The sequence below is a fragment of the Thioclava sp. NS-SX20 genome (genome assembly GCF_057380695.1).
In genome coordinates, this window is the sequence record NZ_CM170816.1 from 2,287,434 (window position 1) to 2,304,721 (window position 17,288).

Here is a 17,288-nt window from a genome sequence, read left to right on the forward strand (position 1 = left end):
GGACATGAAAAAACGGCGGGCCGATGCGCCCGCCGTTTTGCATTCCGGCCCGAGGTCAGGCCGAGGCCCGATCAGCCATTGGCCTGATGGATCGAGGCCAGACATTGCGCCATGAATTTCACCGGCGTGCTGGCGCGGTCCACATCGCGATAGACCAGATCAAGCGAGACCTTGCGGCGGCTGACCCCGCCTGCATTCAGCATCACCAGATCACCGCGTTCCAGCTGACCGGAGATCAGCTCGGTCGGCAACCAGCCGAAACACATGCCCCGCTCGACCGCCGCCACGGCGCTTTCCAGCGAGGAGACCGTCCAGATACGGCCATGCGGGCGGTCCACCTCGGTGCCGTCCAGCCGGTTCTCGCGGATGAAAACGCGTAGATGCCGCGCCATCTCGGCCTGTGTCAGGCTGTGATGGGCATTGGCCAGAGGGTGATCCTTGCGCGCCACCAGCGCGAAATCCATCTCGCAGATCCGCTGGCCGACAACAGGGCAAAGCTCGGGCAGAACCACGGCCAAATCAAAGGGCAGGCTCATGAATTCCGACATTTCCAGACGCACCGTCTCGTGGATATCCACCAGAACATCGGGAAATTTCACCTGAAGCTGCTGCAGCGCCTCGCCCAGCCATTCGCGCGGGAAAAGCGCATCGACCAGCAGGCGGACCTGAAGCGGTCCGGTGCCGGATTCCGCCCGTGCGGCCGTCTCGACCGAAACCAGCTCGTCGATCAGCGGCGAGACCTCGGCCAGCAACAGCTTGCCATGCTCGGTCAGAACCGCGCGGCGGCCCTGCATCTCCATAATCGGGAAGCCCAGAGATTCCTGTAGCTTGGACACCGAATAGCTGATCGCGGACTGGCTCCGCTCCAGGCTGATCGCCGCCTCGGCAAAGCTGCCGCATTCCACAACGCGCCGCAAAATGGCCCAATGTTCGAGGTTGGTCTTCGGAATGCTCGACGGCATATGGTCCTCATCGCTTTGTTATGCGCGCATTGAACGGCCTTCGGCGGTGATGCGCAAGATCTGGCTGTCGATCTGGCTTCGGATCATTGCGTCCTTTCGTGGGACAGCGTGGCCGAAGCAGGATCGGGCTGGGTATCGCTGGGGTTGGCAATAGGAGGCTTTGGCGGGGTGTGCAATCCACCTGCGGGCCCGTCCTGCCAGCGACCGAAGCGATAATACAACACCGCCATCAGCATCGTGGCGCAGAAGGCGGTCGGGAAGCTCCACCAGATCGCATCGGTGCCAAGCACCGGATGCATCAGTTCGACAAAGCCCAGCCGCACCGGATAAAGCGACACCGCCAGAATGACCAGCGGCCAGACCACACGCCCGTTGGCCCGCACCGTGCCGAACAGCACCTGACTGACCCCGAAGGCGACAAAGCCCCATGTCGCCACCAGAAGCGCATGCTGGCCGATCTCCATCGCCGCCCCCTGCCCGTCGAGAAAGATCGCCAGCGCATAGCGGTCCACCAGCAACAGCAGAGCCACCAGCCCGCCGGTCAGCACCATATTGAAGACGATCCCGATACGGGTGATCCGCGAGACACGATCAAACCGGCCCGCCCCGATATTCTGCGCCGCCATCGCCGACACCGCCGCCCCCAGCGCCATCGCGGGCATCTGCACATAGGTCCAGATCTGCTGCACCGCACCGTAAGCCGCCGTGGTCTCCACGCCCTCGCGATTGATCAGGCGCAGCACCGTCAGCGCGGCGGTGGTCACCACCACCATCTGCAGGCCGATGGGCAGGCCCTTGGCAAGGATCTGGCGCAGGATCTGCGGATCGGGCCGCAGAAAGCGCAGCTCGCCCCCGCGCAAGCGCAGCGGCAAGTCCCGCAGATAGATATAGACCAGCATCGCCACCAGCGAGGTGTAATTGGCCAGCCCCAGACTGATCGCCGATCCGCCGATGCCCAGCTTCGGCAGCGGCCCGACCCCAAGGATCAGCAGCGGGTTGATCACCGCCGCCAGCAGCACCGCCAGAATCATGAAATAGAGCGGCGTCACCGAATCCCCCGACCCGCGCAGGGTCATCATCAGCATGGTCTGCATCAGGATGCCTGGCATGGCGACAAAGGTCAGTTGCAGATAGCTACGGGCCAGATCCCCGATCTGCGGATCGGTCCCCAGCAGCGCCAGCAGATGCGGCGCGGCGAAATACCCCGCCACGGCCACCACGACCGCCAGCGGAAAAAAGCAGCCCACCGCCGTGCCGACGATCCGGCGGGCCTCGCACAGGCTGTCACGCCCGATGGCCTGACCGATCAGAATGGTGGCCGCCATGCCGAACCCGAAGACAAAGCTGACCAGCAGGAACATGATCAGGTTGCCATTGGTGGTGGCCGCCAGCGCTGTCTCGCCCAGCAGGTTGCCCACCCAAGCCGAGTCGATCGACCCGCCTGCCGATTGCAGCACCGAAGAGCCCAGCGTCGGCAGGGCAAACATGGCCAGCGCCCAGGGAATAGAGCCGGAAACAAGAGCGTTTGACGAGGTCTTGCCTGAGGGTCCACGCGACATAAAGGGCTCCGTCTGTTCTTTGCAGCTCATCCAGATAGCGTCATCCGGCACGAAGTCATCCGCTTTGCAACTCAGGCCCGTTCAACAGGGTGCGCGCCCATCGCCACCAGCACGATCTCGCCCTGCCATTCGCCACGGATCGCGTCTGCCGCAGCCCAGGACCGCTGCCCCGACCGGCAGGCCAGAACCAACCGCTTGCGCGGCCCGAACAGCGCCATCGTCCGAAGGTCTTCCACGCCCAGCCGATGCGCCTGCGGATGCGCCAGCGGACCTTCCTCCTCGGCGCGCAGATCGATGATCAGATCCTCCGCCGACATCGCTTCGGGAGCAATGAAACGCGGCGCGTATTCGGGTTCGGGCGCGGTGTGGAACACAAAACCGCCAAAGCGCCACGAAACCGCATCAAAGCTGCTGACCCGCCCCAGAGGGCTTTCACCGAAACCGGTCAGCACCGCCAGCGCCATCTGGGCCTGTAACGCGCCGATCACCCCCACAATCGGCCCCAGCACCCCATCCGCAGCACAGCTGCCCAACCGCTGTGGCAGATCGGGAAAGACCGCACGCAGCGAGGGCGCATTGGCACAGAACCCGCCGACATAGCCCTCGGTCCCCACGACCGACGCCGAGATCAGCGGCACACGGTTTTCAAGACACTGGTCCGACAGGATATAGCTGGCCGCGAAACTATCGGCACAATCCAGCACCAGATCGCAGCCTGCCATATGATGCGCGACATTGGCAGGGCTCAACGCCTGCGGCACAGGGTCCAGCACCACGTCGGGGTTGAGATCCGCCATATGGGCCGCCGCGGCCAGCACCTTGGACCGGCCGATATCGCTTTCGCGAAACAGCGTCTGCCGGTGCAGGTTGGAGCGGCTGACATGATCGGCATCCAGCAGGCGGATATAGCCCACCCCCGCGCCCACCAGATAGTGCAGCACCGGCGCCCCCAGCCCGCCAGCCCCCACCACCAGCACCCGCGCCTCCTGCAGCCGCGCCTGTGCCGCCTCTCCGAAGCCCGGCACGGCGATCTGGCGGGCATAGCGGGTCATCGGGTGACCTCCAGCCACTGCCGCAGCCGTGCCTCCGGGTCGGCATTGAGGGTGATATCGGTCACCACCGACACGCAATCCGCCCCTGCCGCAAAGGCCAGAGGCGCGCGTTCCACCGACAGCCCGCCAATGGCCACCAAGGGCACCCCTTGGCACAGCTGCTTCCATCGGGTCAGTGTCTCGACCCCCTGCTGATGCCATTTCATCTTTTTCAGGATCGTCGGCCAGACCGGCCCCAACGCGACATAATCGGGACGCGCCGCCAGAGCGCGCGCCAGCTCGTCCTCGTCATGGGTGGAAAGGCCCAGCTTCAGCCCCGCCGCGCGGATCGCCGCCAGATCGGCGGTCTCAAGGTCTTCCTGCCCCAGATGCAGCCAGTCGCAGCCCAGCTCGATGGCCAGCTCCCAATGGTCATTCACCACCATCTGCGCCCCATGCGCGCGGCACAGGTCACGCCCCTCGGCCAGCAGAGCGCGCAAACGGTCCTGCGGCTGGTCCTTGATCCGCAACTGGACGAATTCCACCCCCAAGGGCAGCGCGCGACGCAGCCAGTCGGGGTGGTCGAAGATGGGATAGAAACGCGGGATCATGCCAGCACCGCCATGCCGATCACCGGCGTCGAGGGCTGGGCCATATCGCGTGGCTCCATCGGGTCCGCCTCATAGGCCAGACGCCCTGCCTCCAAGGCGCGCGCAAACCCTTCGGCCATTTTCACGGGGTCTCCGGCTTTGGCCACCGCCGTGTTCAGAAGCACCGCGTCAAAGCCCATCTCCATCGCGGCGGCGGCATGGCTGGGCAGGCCCAGACCCGCATCGATCACCATCGGCACCTCGGGGAATTGCGCCCGCAGGCTCCGCAGCCCGTAGGGATTGTTCAACCCCAGCCCCGTGCCGATCGGCGCGCCCCACGGCATCAGCACCTCGGCCCCTGCCTCCAAGAGCCTGCCGCCCAAGACGCCATCCTCGGTGGTATAGGGAAACACCTTGAACCCGTCTTGGGCCAGAATGCGGGTGGCCTCCAACAGGCCGAACGGATCGGGTTGCAGCGTGTCGGGATGGCCGATCACCTCCAGCTTGATCCAGTCCGTATCGAACACCTCGCGCGCCATATGGGCGGTGGTCACCGCCTCTTTGACCGAATGGCATCCGGCGGTATTGGGCAGCACGGGCACATCCAGCCCGCGGATCAGCTCCCAGAAGCCCGCGCCCGTGCCCGATCCGGCGGTCTCGCGGCGCAGCGACACGGTGGCAATCCCCGCGCCCGAGGCCGCAAAAGCCTGCGCCAGATCGCGGGGGCTGGGATAGTGCGAGGTGCCCAGCATCAACCGCGATGCCACCTCGGTTCCATAGAAAACCGGCATGTTACCCTCCCTGACGGGGTGCAAGAATTTCCAGACGGTCGCCGTCGCGCAGGGCATGGCCCGTGCGGGCGGCAGAGGCCACGAAGACCTCGTTGACGGCGGTGGCCACGCGGGCCTCGCCATAGCCCAGAACAACCAGCGCCTCGGCCAGTGTCGTGGCCTCGGCCTCGGCGGGGATTCCGTTGACGATCAGGCGCATGGGGCCTCCTGTAGCAGGGGTTCAGACAGCAAAAGTTCCGAGTTTTGCCCGTCCAGCAGATAATCGGCGGCGGTCATCGCCAGCGCGGGTGACATCAGATAGCCATGACGGAACAGCCCGTTGACAAAAACGCGGTCCGCGCCGACCACCACGCGCGGAATGTTATCGGCAAATCCGGGGCGGGCATTGGCCCCAAGCTCCAGCACCTCGGCCTCGGCAAAGGCCGGATGCAGCGCGAAGGCGGCATTGAGCAACTCGACCGTCGAGCGCAGGGTCGATGGTCCGCGGCTGTCGCCTTCCAGCTGTGACGCCCCCAGCATGAAGATCCCGTTGCCCCGTGGCACGATATACAGCGGATAGCGCGGATGCAGCAGCCGCACGGGGCGCGACAGCCCGATCTGCGGGCAGCGCAGCACCACCATTTCCCCGCGCACCCCGCGCAGGGCGGGCAGGTGGTCGCGCGCCTCCAGCCCGCGACAATCGACAAGCCGTCCCTGATGCGGCGCGTCGGGCATGATCTCGACACCCTTGTCCGCAAGCCCCTCGCGCAGGATGGCCAGCGCCACGCGCGGTTCGATATGGGCCTCGGTCCCGAAGAACAGGCCCCGTTCGTGGCGGTCGGCCAGATCGGGTTCCAGCGCGGCAATGCCCGCCGCATCCAGCCAGCAATGGCCATCGGTGCGGCGCGCAAAACGGTCCAGCTCGCGCCGGTCGCGCGCCAGCGTCACCACCAGAGTGCCCCGATGGGTCACCGGCACCCCTGCCTTGGCCCACCAGTCGGCCGCGCGCAGGCCGTGGCGCACCACGATCTCGTCGCTGATCTCGCTTTCGCAATGGGGTGCCAGCATCCCCCCTGCCCACCAGCTACAGCCATGCGGTCCGGGGGCGCCATGCGGGTCGATGATCTGCACCCGTGCCCCGCGCGCGGTCAGTTCCTGCGCGGTGGTCAGCCCGGCCACGCCCGCGCCCAGAATGGTGAAATCGATGCTCATGCCAGAGCCTCCATCGGCCAGATTTCGTGGAAATGATGCACCGGCCCGTGGCCCTGCCCGATCTGCAACCCCTGAGCGGCACGGATCGCGCCCTGCAGCCAGCCATGCGCGCGCGCCACCGCCTGCGGCAGCGGCTGCCCCAGTGCCAGCCCCGCCGCCACGGCCGAGGCCAGCGAGCAGCCCGTGCCATGCGTATGACGCGTTGCACAGCGGGGCGCGGTGAAATAAGAGACCTGCTCGGCCAGAAGAAGATCGGTGCAGACAGGCCCCGTCGCATGCCCGCCCTTCAGAAGCACCGCCTTCGGGCCAAGCGCCCGCAGCGCGCGGGCCTGCGCCTCATCGGCCTCCTGCGCCTCGGGCAGGCCCAGAAGACAGGCGGCCTCGGGCAGGTTCGGGGTCAGCAGGCTTGCCAGCGGCAGCAGGTCGGATGTCAGCGCCGCCACGGCCTCTTTGGCCAGCAGCGCATCACCGGATTTGGCAATCATCACGGGGTCCAGCACCACAGGCCCTGCAAATCCCGCGATCTCTTCGGCCACCACCCGCACCAGCTCGGCCGAGCCCAGCATGCCAATCTTGATCGCATCGGCCCCGATATCGTCCAGGCAGGCGCGGATCTGGGCGCGCAGCATAGAGGGCGACATCAGCACCACATCCGTCACCCCGCGCGTGTTCTGCGCGGTCACGGCGGTGACGGCGCTCATGGCATAGACCCCCAGCGCCGAAGCCGCCTTGAGATCGGCCTGAAGCCCCGCGCCGCCGCCCGAATCCGATCCTGCGATACTGAGAAGTTTCGCGACCATATCCCTTCCTCCAATTTCCCGGCATCTCGGCACGGGCGGAAAAAGGGGATGCAGAAAGGCTGCACCCATCGCTTTGGTTCCGTTCCCTACGCCGATACAAGCCGGATCAGGTTCGATGGGTTGGCGTGACGCCTCTCAGCCCCTCATAGGGGCACCCCAACGGATTTGCGCCAAGCTAGACCTCGCGGCGCAGCGATACAAGAGGTCTTTCAATCGGCCTGCCGCAAGATCCGCGCAGGCCGCACCCGCAGGGGCCGGATCACAAACATCAGATCCGCCAGCAGCGCCGCCGCCATGCCGGTAAACAGGATGACAAGCGCCGGTGTCCACGCCATGTGATAGCCCAGCTCCATCACCTGCGTAAGCACCGCCCAGCCCGCCAGCGCCCCCGCCCCGACAGCCACCAGCCCCGCCACACCGCCAAGGATCAGTGCGCGCAGCAGGAACGCCAGCAGAATACGGCCACGGCTGGCGCCTAGCGTTTTCAACAGCGCCGCCTCCCATGCGCGGCGGGCCTCGCCTGCCGCAGAGGCCCCGATCAGCACGATCACCCCCGTCACCAGCGTCACGCTGGCCGCAAGCGAGGTGGCGCGGGCAATCGCCTGCAACGCCTCGGTCAGGCGGCCAATGGCTTCGCGCACGGGCACGGCGGTGACATTGGGGAAGGCCTGCGCCAGATGCCGCAGGATCTCGGGTTCGGCGGTTTCGGGGGCGTAGAGTGTGGCCAAATGGGTATGCGGCGCGCCCGCCAGAGCCGCAGGGTTGAAGGTGATCACAAAGCCGATCCCCGCCGTCGAGAAATCGACATCGCGCAGCGAGGTGATCGGCGCGGTGATGTCGCGGCCAAGGATATTGACGGTCAGCCTGTCGCCCAGCTTCAGCCCAAGCTCCTGCGCCTCCTTTGCGGCAAAGCTGATCTGCGGCGGGCCTTGATCATCGGGCGCCCAGAACTGGCCCGCCACGATTTTCTCGCGCGGGGTGGCGGCATAGGTCACGCCACGGTCACCGCGCAAGACCCAGTGGTCGGGGCGGCCTTCCCGCGCGGGTTTGCCGTTGATCCGGGTGATCACACCGCGCAGCATGGGCGTGGTCTCGACGCGCTCCACCTGCGGATCGGCCTGCATCTGCGCGGTGAACGGCGCAAGCTGGTCGGGTTGGATGTCCAGCAGGAAAAAGGCCGGTGCCTGTTTTGGCAGGTCGGTCGCAATCGCATTGCGCAGCCCCGCATCCACCTGCCCGATGGCCGACAGGACCGAAAGCCCCAGACCCAGCGACAGCACCACCGGCAGCGCCTCGGAGTTCGGGCCGGAAATCCCCGCCAGCGCCACCCGCAGCGCAGGCGCACCCCGCACGATCCGCTGCACGCGGGCCGCCAGACGTTTCGTCAGCCAGCCCGTCAGCGCCAGCAAAGCCAGCGCCCCTGCCACCCCGCCCAAGGCCCCGAGCGTCAGCCACGGCAGGCCCGACAGCGCCATCGACGCCCCCACCAGCACCGCCGCCAGAAGCACAATCAGCGCCAGCATCCCCAAGGGCGGCAGCCCCCGCGCCCGTGCGCGGTAAAGCCGCGCCACCCGCGTCTGTGACAGGCGCGCAAGCGGCCAGAGCGAGAAGATCGCCGTGACCAGCGCGCCATACATCGCGGCCTCGGCCATCGGGCCTGCGCTCAGTCGCAGATCCACGGGGATCGGCATGACCCGCCCGATCAACCCGCCAGAGCCCAGCACCAGAAGGCAGGCCAGCCCCAGCCCCGCCGCAATCCCTGCCACGCCGAGCACGATCAGTTGCCAGTAAAACACCCAGCGGATGGTGCGCCCCGAAGCCCCGATGGCCCGCAGGGTCGCCACGGTCGCGGCCTTTCGGTCCAGCCAGCTTGCCACCGAGGACGAAATTCCCACGCCGCCCACCGTCAGCCCCGCAAGCCCCACCAGCACGAGGAAACTCCCCAGCCGCGTCACAAAACGGTCCGCCGCCGGAGAGGCCCGCCTGCGGTCGCTCCAGCGCAGACCGGCCTCTTTGAAACGGGTCTGCGCCTCGGTTTTGAGGGTCTCGAGGTCGGTGCCCGCAGGCAGGGCCAGACGGTATTCGCTTTCATATAACGCGCCGGGGTCCAGCAGGCGCGAGCCCTCCAGCGCCTTGGTGGCCACGATCACCGGCGGGCCAAGCGTGATGCCCGCCCCTGTTTCGTCGGGCGCACGGGCAAGCCGCGCCAGCATGCGGAACGTAACACCGCCAATCTCGACGGGATCGCCCGCTTTCAGCCCCATGCGATCCGCCAGAACGGGGTCGACCAGCGCACCATAGACGCCATCGACAGGGGTCATCAGATCTGCCAGCGGCATCTGTGGGGCGGTCTCTACCGCACCATAAAGCGGATAGGCAGTATCGACGCCCTTCACCTGAACAAGCGCGGTCTGCAGGGTCTCGCCTTCGCCATGACGCAGCATGGAGCGGAAATCGATGACCTCGGAGACCCGCGCCGCCCGCGCGTCAATCCATGCGCGTTCGTCCGCCGTGGCGCGGCGATAGGTAAATTCCAGCTGGGCATCGCCGCCCAGAAGCACCGCGCCCTGTTCCTGTAAAGCCTGCTGGATGGCATGGCGCACCAGCCCCACCGAGGCAATCGCCGCCACCCCCAGCAACAGGCACAGGAAGAACACCCGAAAGCCGCGCAACCCGCTGCGCAATTCGCGCCGCGCGATAGACCATGACACGCTCATGCGAGGCTGTCCGAAAGAATGGCCCCATCGCGCAGCCCCACCACACGGTCGCAGCGGGCGGCAAGATCGGCGGCATGGGTCACCAGAACAAGCGTCGCGCCATAATGGTCGCGCAGCCCGAACAGTAGATCCATGATCTGCACGCCGGTCCTGGCATCAAGGTTGCCGGTGGGTTCGTCGGCCAACAGGATCTCGGGGCGCGGGGCCAGCGCACGGGCCAGCGCCACACGCTGCTGCTCACCGCCAGACAGCTCTGTCGGGTGATGGTGCATCCGGTGGGCAAGCCCCACCGCCTCCAGCTCGGCCTTGGCGCGGGCAAAAGCATCGCGCGCGCCCGCAATCTCCAGCGGCAGAGCCACGTTTTCCAGCGCGGTCATCGTGGGCAGCAGGTGGAAATTCTGGAACACCACCCCCATGTGATGGCGACGAAACCGCGCCAGCGCGTCTTCCTGCATCGCGCCCAGATCCTGCCCCAGCGCCTGCACCTGCCCCGATGTGGCGCGCTCGAGCCCGCCCATCACCATCAAAAGCGAGGATTTGCCAGACCCCGAAGGCCCCGTCAGACCAAGGCTCTGCCCGCGCTGGACGTCCAGCGTAATTCCGTTCAGGATCGGGACAAGGCCTGCATTTCCCTCCAGCTTCAGCTCCACTTCTTTCATGGAAAGCACTGTATCCGCCATGTCCATCCTGTCGAAATTCCTCTTCCTACCGCCCCATAAGACACGGGGTCTACAGAGCTTTGCACTTCACAAACGCGGCATCCGGGCGGGTTTTGCCCTGCTGCTGGCACTGGCCCCGCTACAGGGCCATGCCGCCGAAAAGACGCTGCTGGCCTTCGGGGACAGCCTGACCCAAGGCTACGGGCTGCCCGATGGCCAGGGCCTTGTGCCGCAGTTGCAGGCATGGCTGAACGCGCATGGTGCGGATGTCACGATCATCAATGGCGGGGTATCGGGCGATACCACGGCAGGCGGGCGGGCGCGTATCGACTGGTCGCTGACGCCCGATGTGGATGCGGTGATGGTGGCGCTTGGCGGCAATGACATCCTGCGCGGGCTGGCGCCTGCTCAGGCAAAGGCTAATCTGGATGCCATCCTCAAGGCCGTGACCGACAAGGATCTGCCAGTGCTTCTGGCCGGTGTCCCCGTGCCGGGCAATTACGGGACCAGCTACCAGACCGAGTTCCGCGCGATCTATCCCGATCTGGCGGCAGAATACGATGCGGTGCTGGTGCCCGACCTGCTGGCACCTCTGGCGGCAGCCCAGCAGGATGACACCAAGCGCGCCGACTATCTCCAGCCCGACGGCCTCCACCCCTCTGCCAAGGGTGTGGCACTGGTGGTCGAGGCGCTGGGGCCGCAGGTTCTGGATCTTCTCGATCAGGTCGAGTAGCGCGATCAGGCCGAGTAGCGTGGGCCGCCCTGTTTGCGGCGGTCCATAAGATAGAGCGCCGCCGCCGCCAGAATGGCCAGAGCCGCCCCCAGCAGCGCCACCACCCCATAACCTGCCAGCGCCGCACCAAGGGCAAAGACCGTGGCGCTGGTGACGTCGCCTATGAGCTTTTGCAGCGCCAGAAGCGAGGCCCCCGCACCGGGCCGCGCAGACAGAAGTTCCTGTAGATAGGCCATCGGCTGGGTCAGGATGAACGCGCCCCCCAGCGCCCCGAACACCGGCAGGACCCACAAGGCCGGACTGGATGCCAGCACCGGAATGCAGGCCAGATGCACGGAATAGAGCAACGTTCCGATCAGGATGAGCGTGACCCGCGACATCCGCATGGAGACCGCCGGCACCATCAGCATCAGGGGCACTTCCAGCCCTGCGGTGATCGCCGCATAAATCGCCACATCCCCCGCCCCCCGTCCGGGCACCTGCGCAAAGACCAGACCGATCAGCACAAGATAGAGCACAACGCCGCCATTGATCGCGCCCAAAGCCAGCACCCGCACCAGAATACGCCAATCCGCCATTTCCGTCAGCGACTGGCGGAAGCTCAGCCCCGATTTCGGGTCGGGCCAGCGCGTCGCGCCGTCGCGGGGCCAGAACAGAAGCGTCAGCACCAGAACCGAGGCCGCAAGGCAGAAACAGACCGGATAGATCGCCATCAGGTCGACCCCCGCGCCGAAGGCCAGTGACCAGATCGGCAGCACCGCAAGCCACGGCACGGCAAAAAGCGCCCGCAGGCTGGACTGGATCGCCTCGCGTTCACGCTTGGGATGGACCGAGGCCGCCAACCGGCCCAACGCAAAAAGCTGCCCGAACAGCGTCGAGGCCAGCGGCACGAAAACCGCATGGGCCAGCACAAAGGTGACAGGGCTGGGATGGAGCGTCACCAGCCCCGAACCGATTGTCAGAAACATCGAAGAGAGCAAGGCGATGGTGCGCCGGTTGGCCCGCTGGTCTGCAATAATGCCAAAGCCCACCGAGGTGGTGACCGCAATCACCGAGGCCGCGATAAGGATGCGGGAATAAGCCCCGTCGCTGAGCCCGAAAATGGTCACAGCGATGGTGGAAGCCTGCGGCAGAAGCGAGGCCACATGCGCGCCAAACAGCACCATCAGCGCCGAGGTCAGCAGCAATGCGGGATCTTTCACCAGCGGCTTATACGCGGCCAAGGCAGACATCGGGACCTTCCTTTCGCAAGATCCCCACATGCCCTTTCGCGCAGGGCGCTGCAATCCCTATCACGGCTTCGGGGCCGCACAGGCCGCTCTGCGCGGCTTCGGCACAGGCAGCACCGCCCCCTGATGCCGGACCGAGACCCGAAGGGGCCGTCAGGCCTCGGGGACCGTCTTGCCCGGATTGAGGATATTCTTGGGGTCCAGCGCCGCCTTGATCGCGCGCATCGTGCGCAGCGCAACGGGGTCTTTGTATTTCGCCATCGACCCCAGCTTGGACAGCCCGACGCCATGTTCCGCCGAGAAGCTGCCCCCCATCACCACCGCCTCGCGCGAAATCGCATCACGGATCGGGGCCACAAAGCCCTTATCCGACGGGTAGACGGTATAATGCAGGTTGCCATCGCCCAGATGCCCGATCGCCATCATCCGCGCCTGCGGGTCCAGTCGCGCCACTTCGGCATTCATCCGGTTGAGCCACGGCTCGATCAGATCCAGCGGCAGCGACACATCGGTATCGACCAGCGGATCCTCGTTCAGGGACACTTCGGCTGCGGATTCGCGCATATGCCACAGATAGTTACGCTGTGCATCAGAGGAGGCCACGACCGCATCCAGAATATCCCCCGCCTCCAGCGGGGCCTCCAGCAAGTCTTCCAGCCGCGATTGCGGGGTGTCTCCGGGCACCGTCGTGGCGATTTCCAGCAGGATATTCACCGGCGCAGGGGTGATCGGGCAGGTCCAGTCGGGTTTGTATTTCGCCATCCGGTCGAAAAAGAGATCGGGCAGATATTCATAGGCCTCGACCGCCCCGCCCGTACCCGCCTGCACACGGTTGAGAAGCGAGAGCGCCTGCGCAAAGCCCGGCAATGCCAACAGCGCCGTGGCCCGCGCGGTGGGGGCCGGCACCAGATGCAGCATGGCGGCGGTAATCACCCCCAGCGTGCCTTCCGCCCCGATCATCAGATCGCGCAGGTCATAGCCGGTATTGTCCTTATGCAGCGCGGTCATCAGGTTCATCACCGCGCCATCGGCCATCACCACCTCAAGCCCCAGACACAGCGCCCGCGCATTGCCATAGCGCACCACATTCGAGCCGCCCGCATTGGTCGACAGGAAGCCCCCGACCATCGCCGACCCCTTGGCCCCGAAGCTGAGCGGAAACATCAGACCGGCCTCGGCCACATGGTCATGGATCGTCTGCAAGATGACCCCCGCCTCCACCGCTATGGTACGGGCCGCAGGGTTGAAATCACGGATGCGGTTCATCCGCGCCAACGAGATCATCAGCCGCCCCTCGGCCTCGTGCCCGCCATTCAGCCCCGTCCCGCCAGAGACCGGCACGACCGGCGTGCCGCTTTCCGAGGCCAGCCGCAGAATGCCCGAGACCTCTTCGGTTGTGGCAGGACGTAGCACGGCCAGCGGCTGCCAGTGGTAATGGCCCGTAAATTCCTCACCGAAACCTGCCATATCCGCGCCGGTCAGCACATGGTCATGCCCCAGCAAATCCCGCAGGCGATCAAGCAGCATGTCAGTCCCCATCCAACAAGCGGGGGCCCGAACGGCACCCGACACAGGTCATATCCCTATTGTATACAGAACGGCGCCGTTACCGTCGCCTTGCGGCAAAACTTACCCGCGCTTCCAGTCAAAAAACCCTTTTGGCGCCTGATCCAGCAGAGCACGGGCCACGTCAATCCCCAACTCGCCCGCATCGGACAGGCTGGCACGCCCCTCGGCGCGCAGACATTCGGACCCGTCGGGACGCAGGATCTCGCCGCGCATCCAGATTTCGCCGCCCTCGATCAGCGCAAGCCCTGCAATCGGGGTCTCGCAAGAACCGTCCAGCGTGGCCAGAAACGCGCGTTCAACAGTCAGCCGCTGCTCGGTCGGAATGTCATGGATGGGCGACAACAACTGCGCCGCGCGCGCGTCATCCACACGACGTTCGATCCCGATGGCACCTTGCGCCACAGCAGGCAGCATATCCTCGGGGGCAATCGCCCCTGCGGCCAGTTCCGTCATGCCAAGGCGGTTGAGCCCCGCCATCGCAAGGAAAGTGGCCTCGGCCACACCATCGGCCAGCTTCTGGCGCCGCGTCTGCACATTGCCACGGAATTCCACCAGTTTCAGGTCGGGACGGCGAGACAGAAGCTGCGCACGGCGGCGCAGGCTGGAGGTGCCCACCACGGCCCCTTCGGGCAGATCATGGATCGTCGTCGCCTTCAGCGATACAAAGGCGTCGCGCACATCCTCGCGCGGCAGATAGGTATCAAGGACCAGCCCCTCGGGCTGGACCGTCGGCATGTCCTTCATCGAGTGGATCGCGATATCGATCCGCCCGTCCAGCATCGCCTCTTCGATCTCTTTGGTGAACAGTCCCTTATTGCCGATTTCCTTGAGCGGCTTGTCCGAGGCGATCATCGCACGGTCATCGCCGGTGGTCTTGATAACGACCACCTCGAAGGCGGCTTCGGGCAGATCATGCGCCGCCATCAGGCGGGCACGGGTTTCATGGGCCTGCGCAAGCGCCAGAGGGCTGCCGCGGGTGCCAAGCTTCAGGGGCTGATCGGGTGTGGGCATCTGTGTCATAGCCATAGCCTTAGCCTTGCGCGCGGCCCCATGCAAGAAGCCCTGTCGGCCATTGTGGTGCGGGAAAGCTTGACAGCACGGGCCCCGCCTTGTTCTAGAGAGACCAACCCAAGGAGAGTACCCAGATGGCCGACAAAACGATCCTGCGCGCCCTACGCGGCGAACGCCTGCCCACGCCCCCGATCTGGATGATGCGGCAAGCCGGACGTTACCTGCCGGAATATCGCGCCACGCGGGCCAAGGCGGGCGACTTCCTGTCGCTGTGCTACAACCCCGAACTGGCCGCCGAGGTCACGCTGCAGCCGATCCGCCGCTACGGCTTTGATGCAGCGATCCTGTTCGCCGATATTCTTCTTCTGCCGCAAGCCCTTGGGGCGGATCTGTGGTTTGTCACGGGCGAAGGCCCGCGGCTGTCCACCATCACCTCGGCAGAGGGGCTGCGCGGGCTGAAGACCCGTGACGACATCCACGAGGTGCTTTCTCCGGTCTACGAGACGGTGCGGATTCTGTCCGAAAGCCTGCCGGAAGAGACCACGCTGATCGGCTTTGCCGGTGCGCCCTGGACGGTGGCGACCTATATGGTGGCCGGTCGTGGCACGCCCGACCAAGGCCCCGCGCATAAGCTGAAAGACGAAGATCGCGCGACATTCAGCGCCTTGATCGACCTGCTGAGCGATGCGACCATCGAATATCTTTCGAAACAGGTGGAAGCCGGTGCCGAGGTCGTGAAACTCTTCGATAGCTGGGCCGGCTCGCTGAAAGGGCAGGATTTCGAGGATTTCGCCGTCAAGCCGGCCGCCCGTATCACCAAGGAAATGAAGGCCCGCTTCCCCGGTCTGCCGGTGATCGCCTTCCCGCGCGAGGCGGGCGATGGCTATATCGGCTTCCACCAGAAAACCGGCGCGGATTGTGTGGCCATCGACAATTCGGTGACCCCCGAATGGGCCGCCGAGCATGTGCAGGTGTCGGGCTGTGTGCAGGGCAATCTGGCCTCGCGACATATGGTCACAGGCGGGCAGGCACTGGTCGAAGAGACCCGCCGCGTGGTCGAGGCCTTCCGCAAGGGGCCGCATATCTTCAACCTCGGTCACGGGATCACCCCAGATGCCGATCCCGACAATGTGGCACTGATGATCGAGACGGTGCGCAATATGTAACAGAGGCGGGGGAACCTTTCGGGGCTTCGGGCGTCATACTCCTGAATTAGGAAACAGGAGATTTCGATGAAACTCGTGAAACTGACCCCCGCTCTTGCTGTTCTCGCCCTGCTGGCGGCCTGCGGCCATAACGCGACCGAGCGGGCCGCAACCGGCGGCCTTGGCGGCGCGCTTGTGGCAGGGCCTGCAGGGGCTGTGGTTGGCGGCACGGTCGGTGCGGCAACCGCTCACTGATCACCCATCCGCCGATCCGGCCCGAAGGCCGAGCGTCCCAACGGGGGCCAAAGCCGGACGCCCGCGACAAATGCCCGAGCCGGATGCCCGAAACCGAAAAACCCGCAACCATCCGGCTGCGGGTTTTTGGCTATTCCAACGGTGTGCCGGAGAACGGCGCGGGCGTTACCGGCGACGGTCGCGGCGCGAGCTCATCGGCTGGAAGGCAACGCCGACATGCGCCTCGCAATAGGGTTTGCCCGATTGGGTCGGCAGGCCGCAGAACCAGAAATCATCCGTAGCAGGATCCCCGATCGGCCATTTGCAGGTGCGCTCGGTCAGCTCCATCAGGGTGAGCTTCTTGGCGTGTTTCTCGATCTCGCCCACACGGGCCAGTGCCTCGGGGCTGATCTCGTTGGCCGAAGGCTGCGGCGGCAGCGGCTGGCCTGCGGGAATGATCTGACGGCGCATGGGCGCCGGTGCGGCCTCGGCCACTTCCGTCGTCTCGACCGGCTCGGGCTTGGCAGCGGCGGGTTTCGGCGCAGGAGCCGGACGCACGGCCGCACTGGCGGGCGCGGCTTTCGGCTCTGCACGCGGCGCAGCGGGCGCGGGTTTGGGCTCGACCACGGGCTTGGCCTCGGCCGCAGGCTTGGGCGCAGAGGCGGGCGCTGCGGCCTCGGCGGTGGTTGCGGTCCGGTTGGACAGACCCAGACGGTGCACTTTGCCGATGACGGCATTACGGGTCACCCCACCCAGTTCCTTTGCGATCTGGCTGGCAGACTGGCCCTCGGACCACATCTTTTTCAGAATTTCGACGCGTTCATCGGTCCAGGACATGGGTTTCCTTTCACTGTTCCGGTCCGGACGGGCCCATAGCTTCCCACGGGATTTCCGGCTCCGGAATATCAAGAGCTATGGATTTACCCCGCCATGCCCTGCTTTTCAAGATGTCTGAGCACGAGAAGCTGTGTTCTTGTGCAGAGTTCGGACGCACTGTGCCTTAGTTGCCCGATTGCGTTGCGCCCACTAGGTAGAGAGGCACAGACCACGCGCTCTGGCGGCCCCGA

17 protein-coding genes and 1 riboswitch are annotated in these 17,288 nt (G+C 65.8%); of the genes, 3 read left to right on the forward strand and 14 right to left on the reverse strand.

Annotation, left to right across the window (positions count from 1 at the left end; genetic code table 11):
- Positions 1 to 71: 71 nt before the first annotated feature.
- The 10 genes from AC2ISB_RS11215 to AC2ISB_RS11260 form a co-directional block, all read right to left on the reverse strand.
- Positions 72 to 962 carry a LysR family transcriptional regulator gene (locus tag AC2ISB_RS11215; protein ID WP_339108288.1) on the reverse strand — a complete coding sequence of 297 codons (891 nt, stop codon included), beginning with the start codon at positions 960 to 962 and terminating at the stop codon, positions 72 to 74.
- 83 nt (positions 963 to 1,045) lie between these two features.
- The gene (locus tag AC2ISB_RS11220) at positions 1,046 to 2,521 is read right to left on the reverse strand and encodes an MATE family efflux transporter (RefSeq protein ID WP_406721327.1); all 1,476 of its coding nucleotides are present in this window, start codon (positions 2,519 to 2,521) and stop codon (positions 1,046 to 1,048) included.
- A 71-nt stretch (positions 2,522 to 2,592) separates the two neighbouring features.
- Positions 2,593 to 3,573 (reverse strand): ThiF family adenylyltransferase, encoded by a 981-nt coding sequence (locus AC2ISB_RS11225; protein WP_339108290.1) that lies wholly within the window; start codon positions 3,571 to 3,573, stop codon positions 2,593 to 2,595.
- Positions 3,570 to 4,163: a thiamine phosphate synthase gene (locus AC2ISB_RS11230; RefSeq protein WP_486575063.1), complete on the reverse strand. Its 594-nt coding sequence runs from the start codon at positions 4,161 to 4,163 to the stop codon at positions 3,570 to 3,572. The genes AC2ISB_RS11225 and AC2ISB_RS11230 overlap by 4 nt, the downstream gene beginning before the upstream one ends.
- Positions 4,160 to 4,933, reverse strand: coding sequence for a thiazole synthase (locus tag AC2ISB_RS11235; RefSeq protein ID WP_339108292.1), 774 nt, complete (start codon positions 4,931 to 4,933; stop codon positions 4,160 to 4,162). The genes AC2ISB_RS11230 and AC2ISB_RS11235 overlap by 4 nt, the downstream gene beginning before the upstream one ends.
- A 1-nt stretch (position 4,934) precedes the next feature.
- Positions 4,935 to 5,132 (reverse strand): sulfur carrier protein ThiS, encoded by a 198-nt coding sequence (gene thiS / locus AC2ISB_RS11240; protein WP_339108293.1) that lies wholly within the window; start codon positions 5,130 to 5,132, stop codon positions 4,935 to 4,937.
- Complete coding sequence (locus AC2ISB_RS11245) at positions 5,123 to 6,124, reverse strand: FAD-dependent oxidoreductase (protein WP_486575065.1); 1,002 nt, start codon at positions 6,122 to 6,124, stop codon at positions 5,123 to 5,125. Before AC2ISB_RS11245 ends, thiS begins: the two co-directional genes overlap by 10 nt.
- Complete coding sequence (thiD, locus tag AC2ISB_RS11250; RefSeq protein WP_486575067.1) at positions 6,121 to 6,924, reverse strand: bifunctional hydroxymethylpyrimidine kinase/phosphomethylpyrimidine kinase; 804 nt, start codon at positions 6,922 to 6,924, stop codon at positions 6,121 to 6,123. The genes AC2ISB_RS11245 and thiD overlap by 4 nt, the downstream gene beginning before the upstream one ends.
- A 66-nt stretch (positions 6,925 to 6,990) precedes the next feature.
- Positions 6,991 to 7,093: riboswitch (TPP riboswitch) on the reverse strand.
- Positions 7,094 to 7,133: 40 nt separating this feature from the next.
- Complete coding sequence (locus AC2ISB_RS11255; protein ID WP_486575069.1) at positions 7,134 to 9,641, reverse strand: ABC transporter permease; 2,508 nt, start codon at positions 9,639 to 9,641, stop codon at positions 7,134 to 7,136.
- On the reverse strand, positions 9,638 to 10,321 hold the full coding sequence (locus tag AC2ISB_RS11260) for an ABC transporter ATP-binding protein (protein ID WP_339108297.1): 684 nt from the start codon (positions 10,319 to 10,321) through the stop codon (positions 9,638 to 9,640). Before AC2ISB_RS11260 ends, AC2ISB_RS11255 begins: the two co-directional genes overlap by 4 nt.
- Here AC2ISB_RS11260 and AC2ISB_RS11265 point away from each other — a divergent pair.
- A complete protein-coding gene (locus AC2ISB_RS11265) occupies positions 10,320 to 11,033 on the forward strand; it encodes an arylesterase (protein ID WP_406721332.1) in 714 nt (237 codons plus the stop codon). The two genes, AC2ISB_RS11260 and AC2ISB_RS11265, sit on opposite strands and share 2 nt — an antisense overlap.
- A gap of 5 nt (positions 11,034 to 11,038) precedes the next feature.
- Here the strand turns inward: AC2ISB_RS11265 and AC2ISB_RS11270 are convergent, their stop codons facing one another.
- From AC2ISB_RS11270 to hemC, 3 genes are all read right to left on the reverse strand, one after another.
- A complete protein-coding gene (locus tag AC2ISB_RS11270) occupies positions 11,039 to 12,265 on the reverse strand; it encodes an MFS transporter (protein WP_486575072.1) in 1,227 nt (408 codons plus the stop codon).
- Positions 12,266 to 12,415: 150 nt separating this feature from the next.
- Entirely contained in the window at positions 12,416 to 13,789 is a 1,374-nt protein-coding gene (locus tag AC2ISB_RS11275) for an FAD-binding oxidoreductase (RefSeq protein ID WP_486575074.1), read from the reverse strand.
- 102 nt (positions 13,790 to 13,891) lie between these two features.
- A complete protein-coding gene (gene hemC / locus AC2ISB_RS11280) occupies positions 13,892 to 14,857 on the reverse strand; it encodes a hydroxymethylbilane synthase (RefSeq protein ID WP_406721334.1) in 966 nt (321 codons plus the stop codon).
- Positions 14,858 to 14,976: 119 nt separating this feature from the next.
- Between hemC and hemE the strand changes: the two genes are divergently transcribed.
- Positions 14,977 to 16,008 carry a uroporphyrinogen decarboxylase gene (gene hemE, locus AC2ISB_RS11285; protein WP_486575076.1) on the forward strand — a complete coding sequence of 344 codons (1,032 nt, stop codon included), beginning with the start codon at positions 14,977 to 14,979 and terminating at the stop codon, positions 16,006 to 16,008.
- A gap of 66 nt (positions 16,009 to 16,074) precedes the next feature.
- Positions 16,075 to 16,242, forward strand: a complete 168-nt coding sequence (locus AC2ISB_RS11290; protein ID WP_339108303.1) for a hypothetical protein — start codon at positions 16,075 to 16,077, stop codon at positions 16,240 to 16,242.
- A gap of 165 nt (positions 16,243 to 16,407) precedes the next feature.
- On the opposite strand, the gene AC2ISB_RS11295 is transcribed toward AC2ISB_RS11290, so the two are convergent.
- A complete protein-coding gene (locus AC2ISB_RS11295) occupies positions 16,408 to 17,058 on the reverse strand; it encodes a GcrA family cell cycle regulator (RefSeq protein ID WP_406735997.1) in 651 nt (216 codons plus the stop codon).
- Positions 17,059 to 17,288 lie beyond the last annotated feature (230 nt).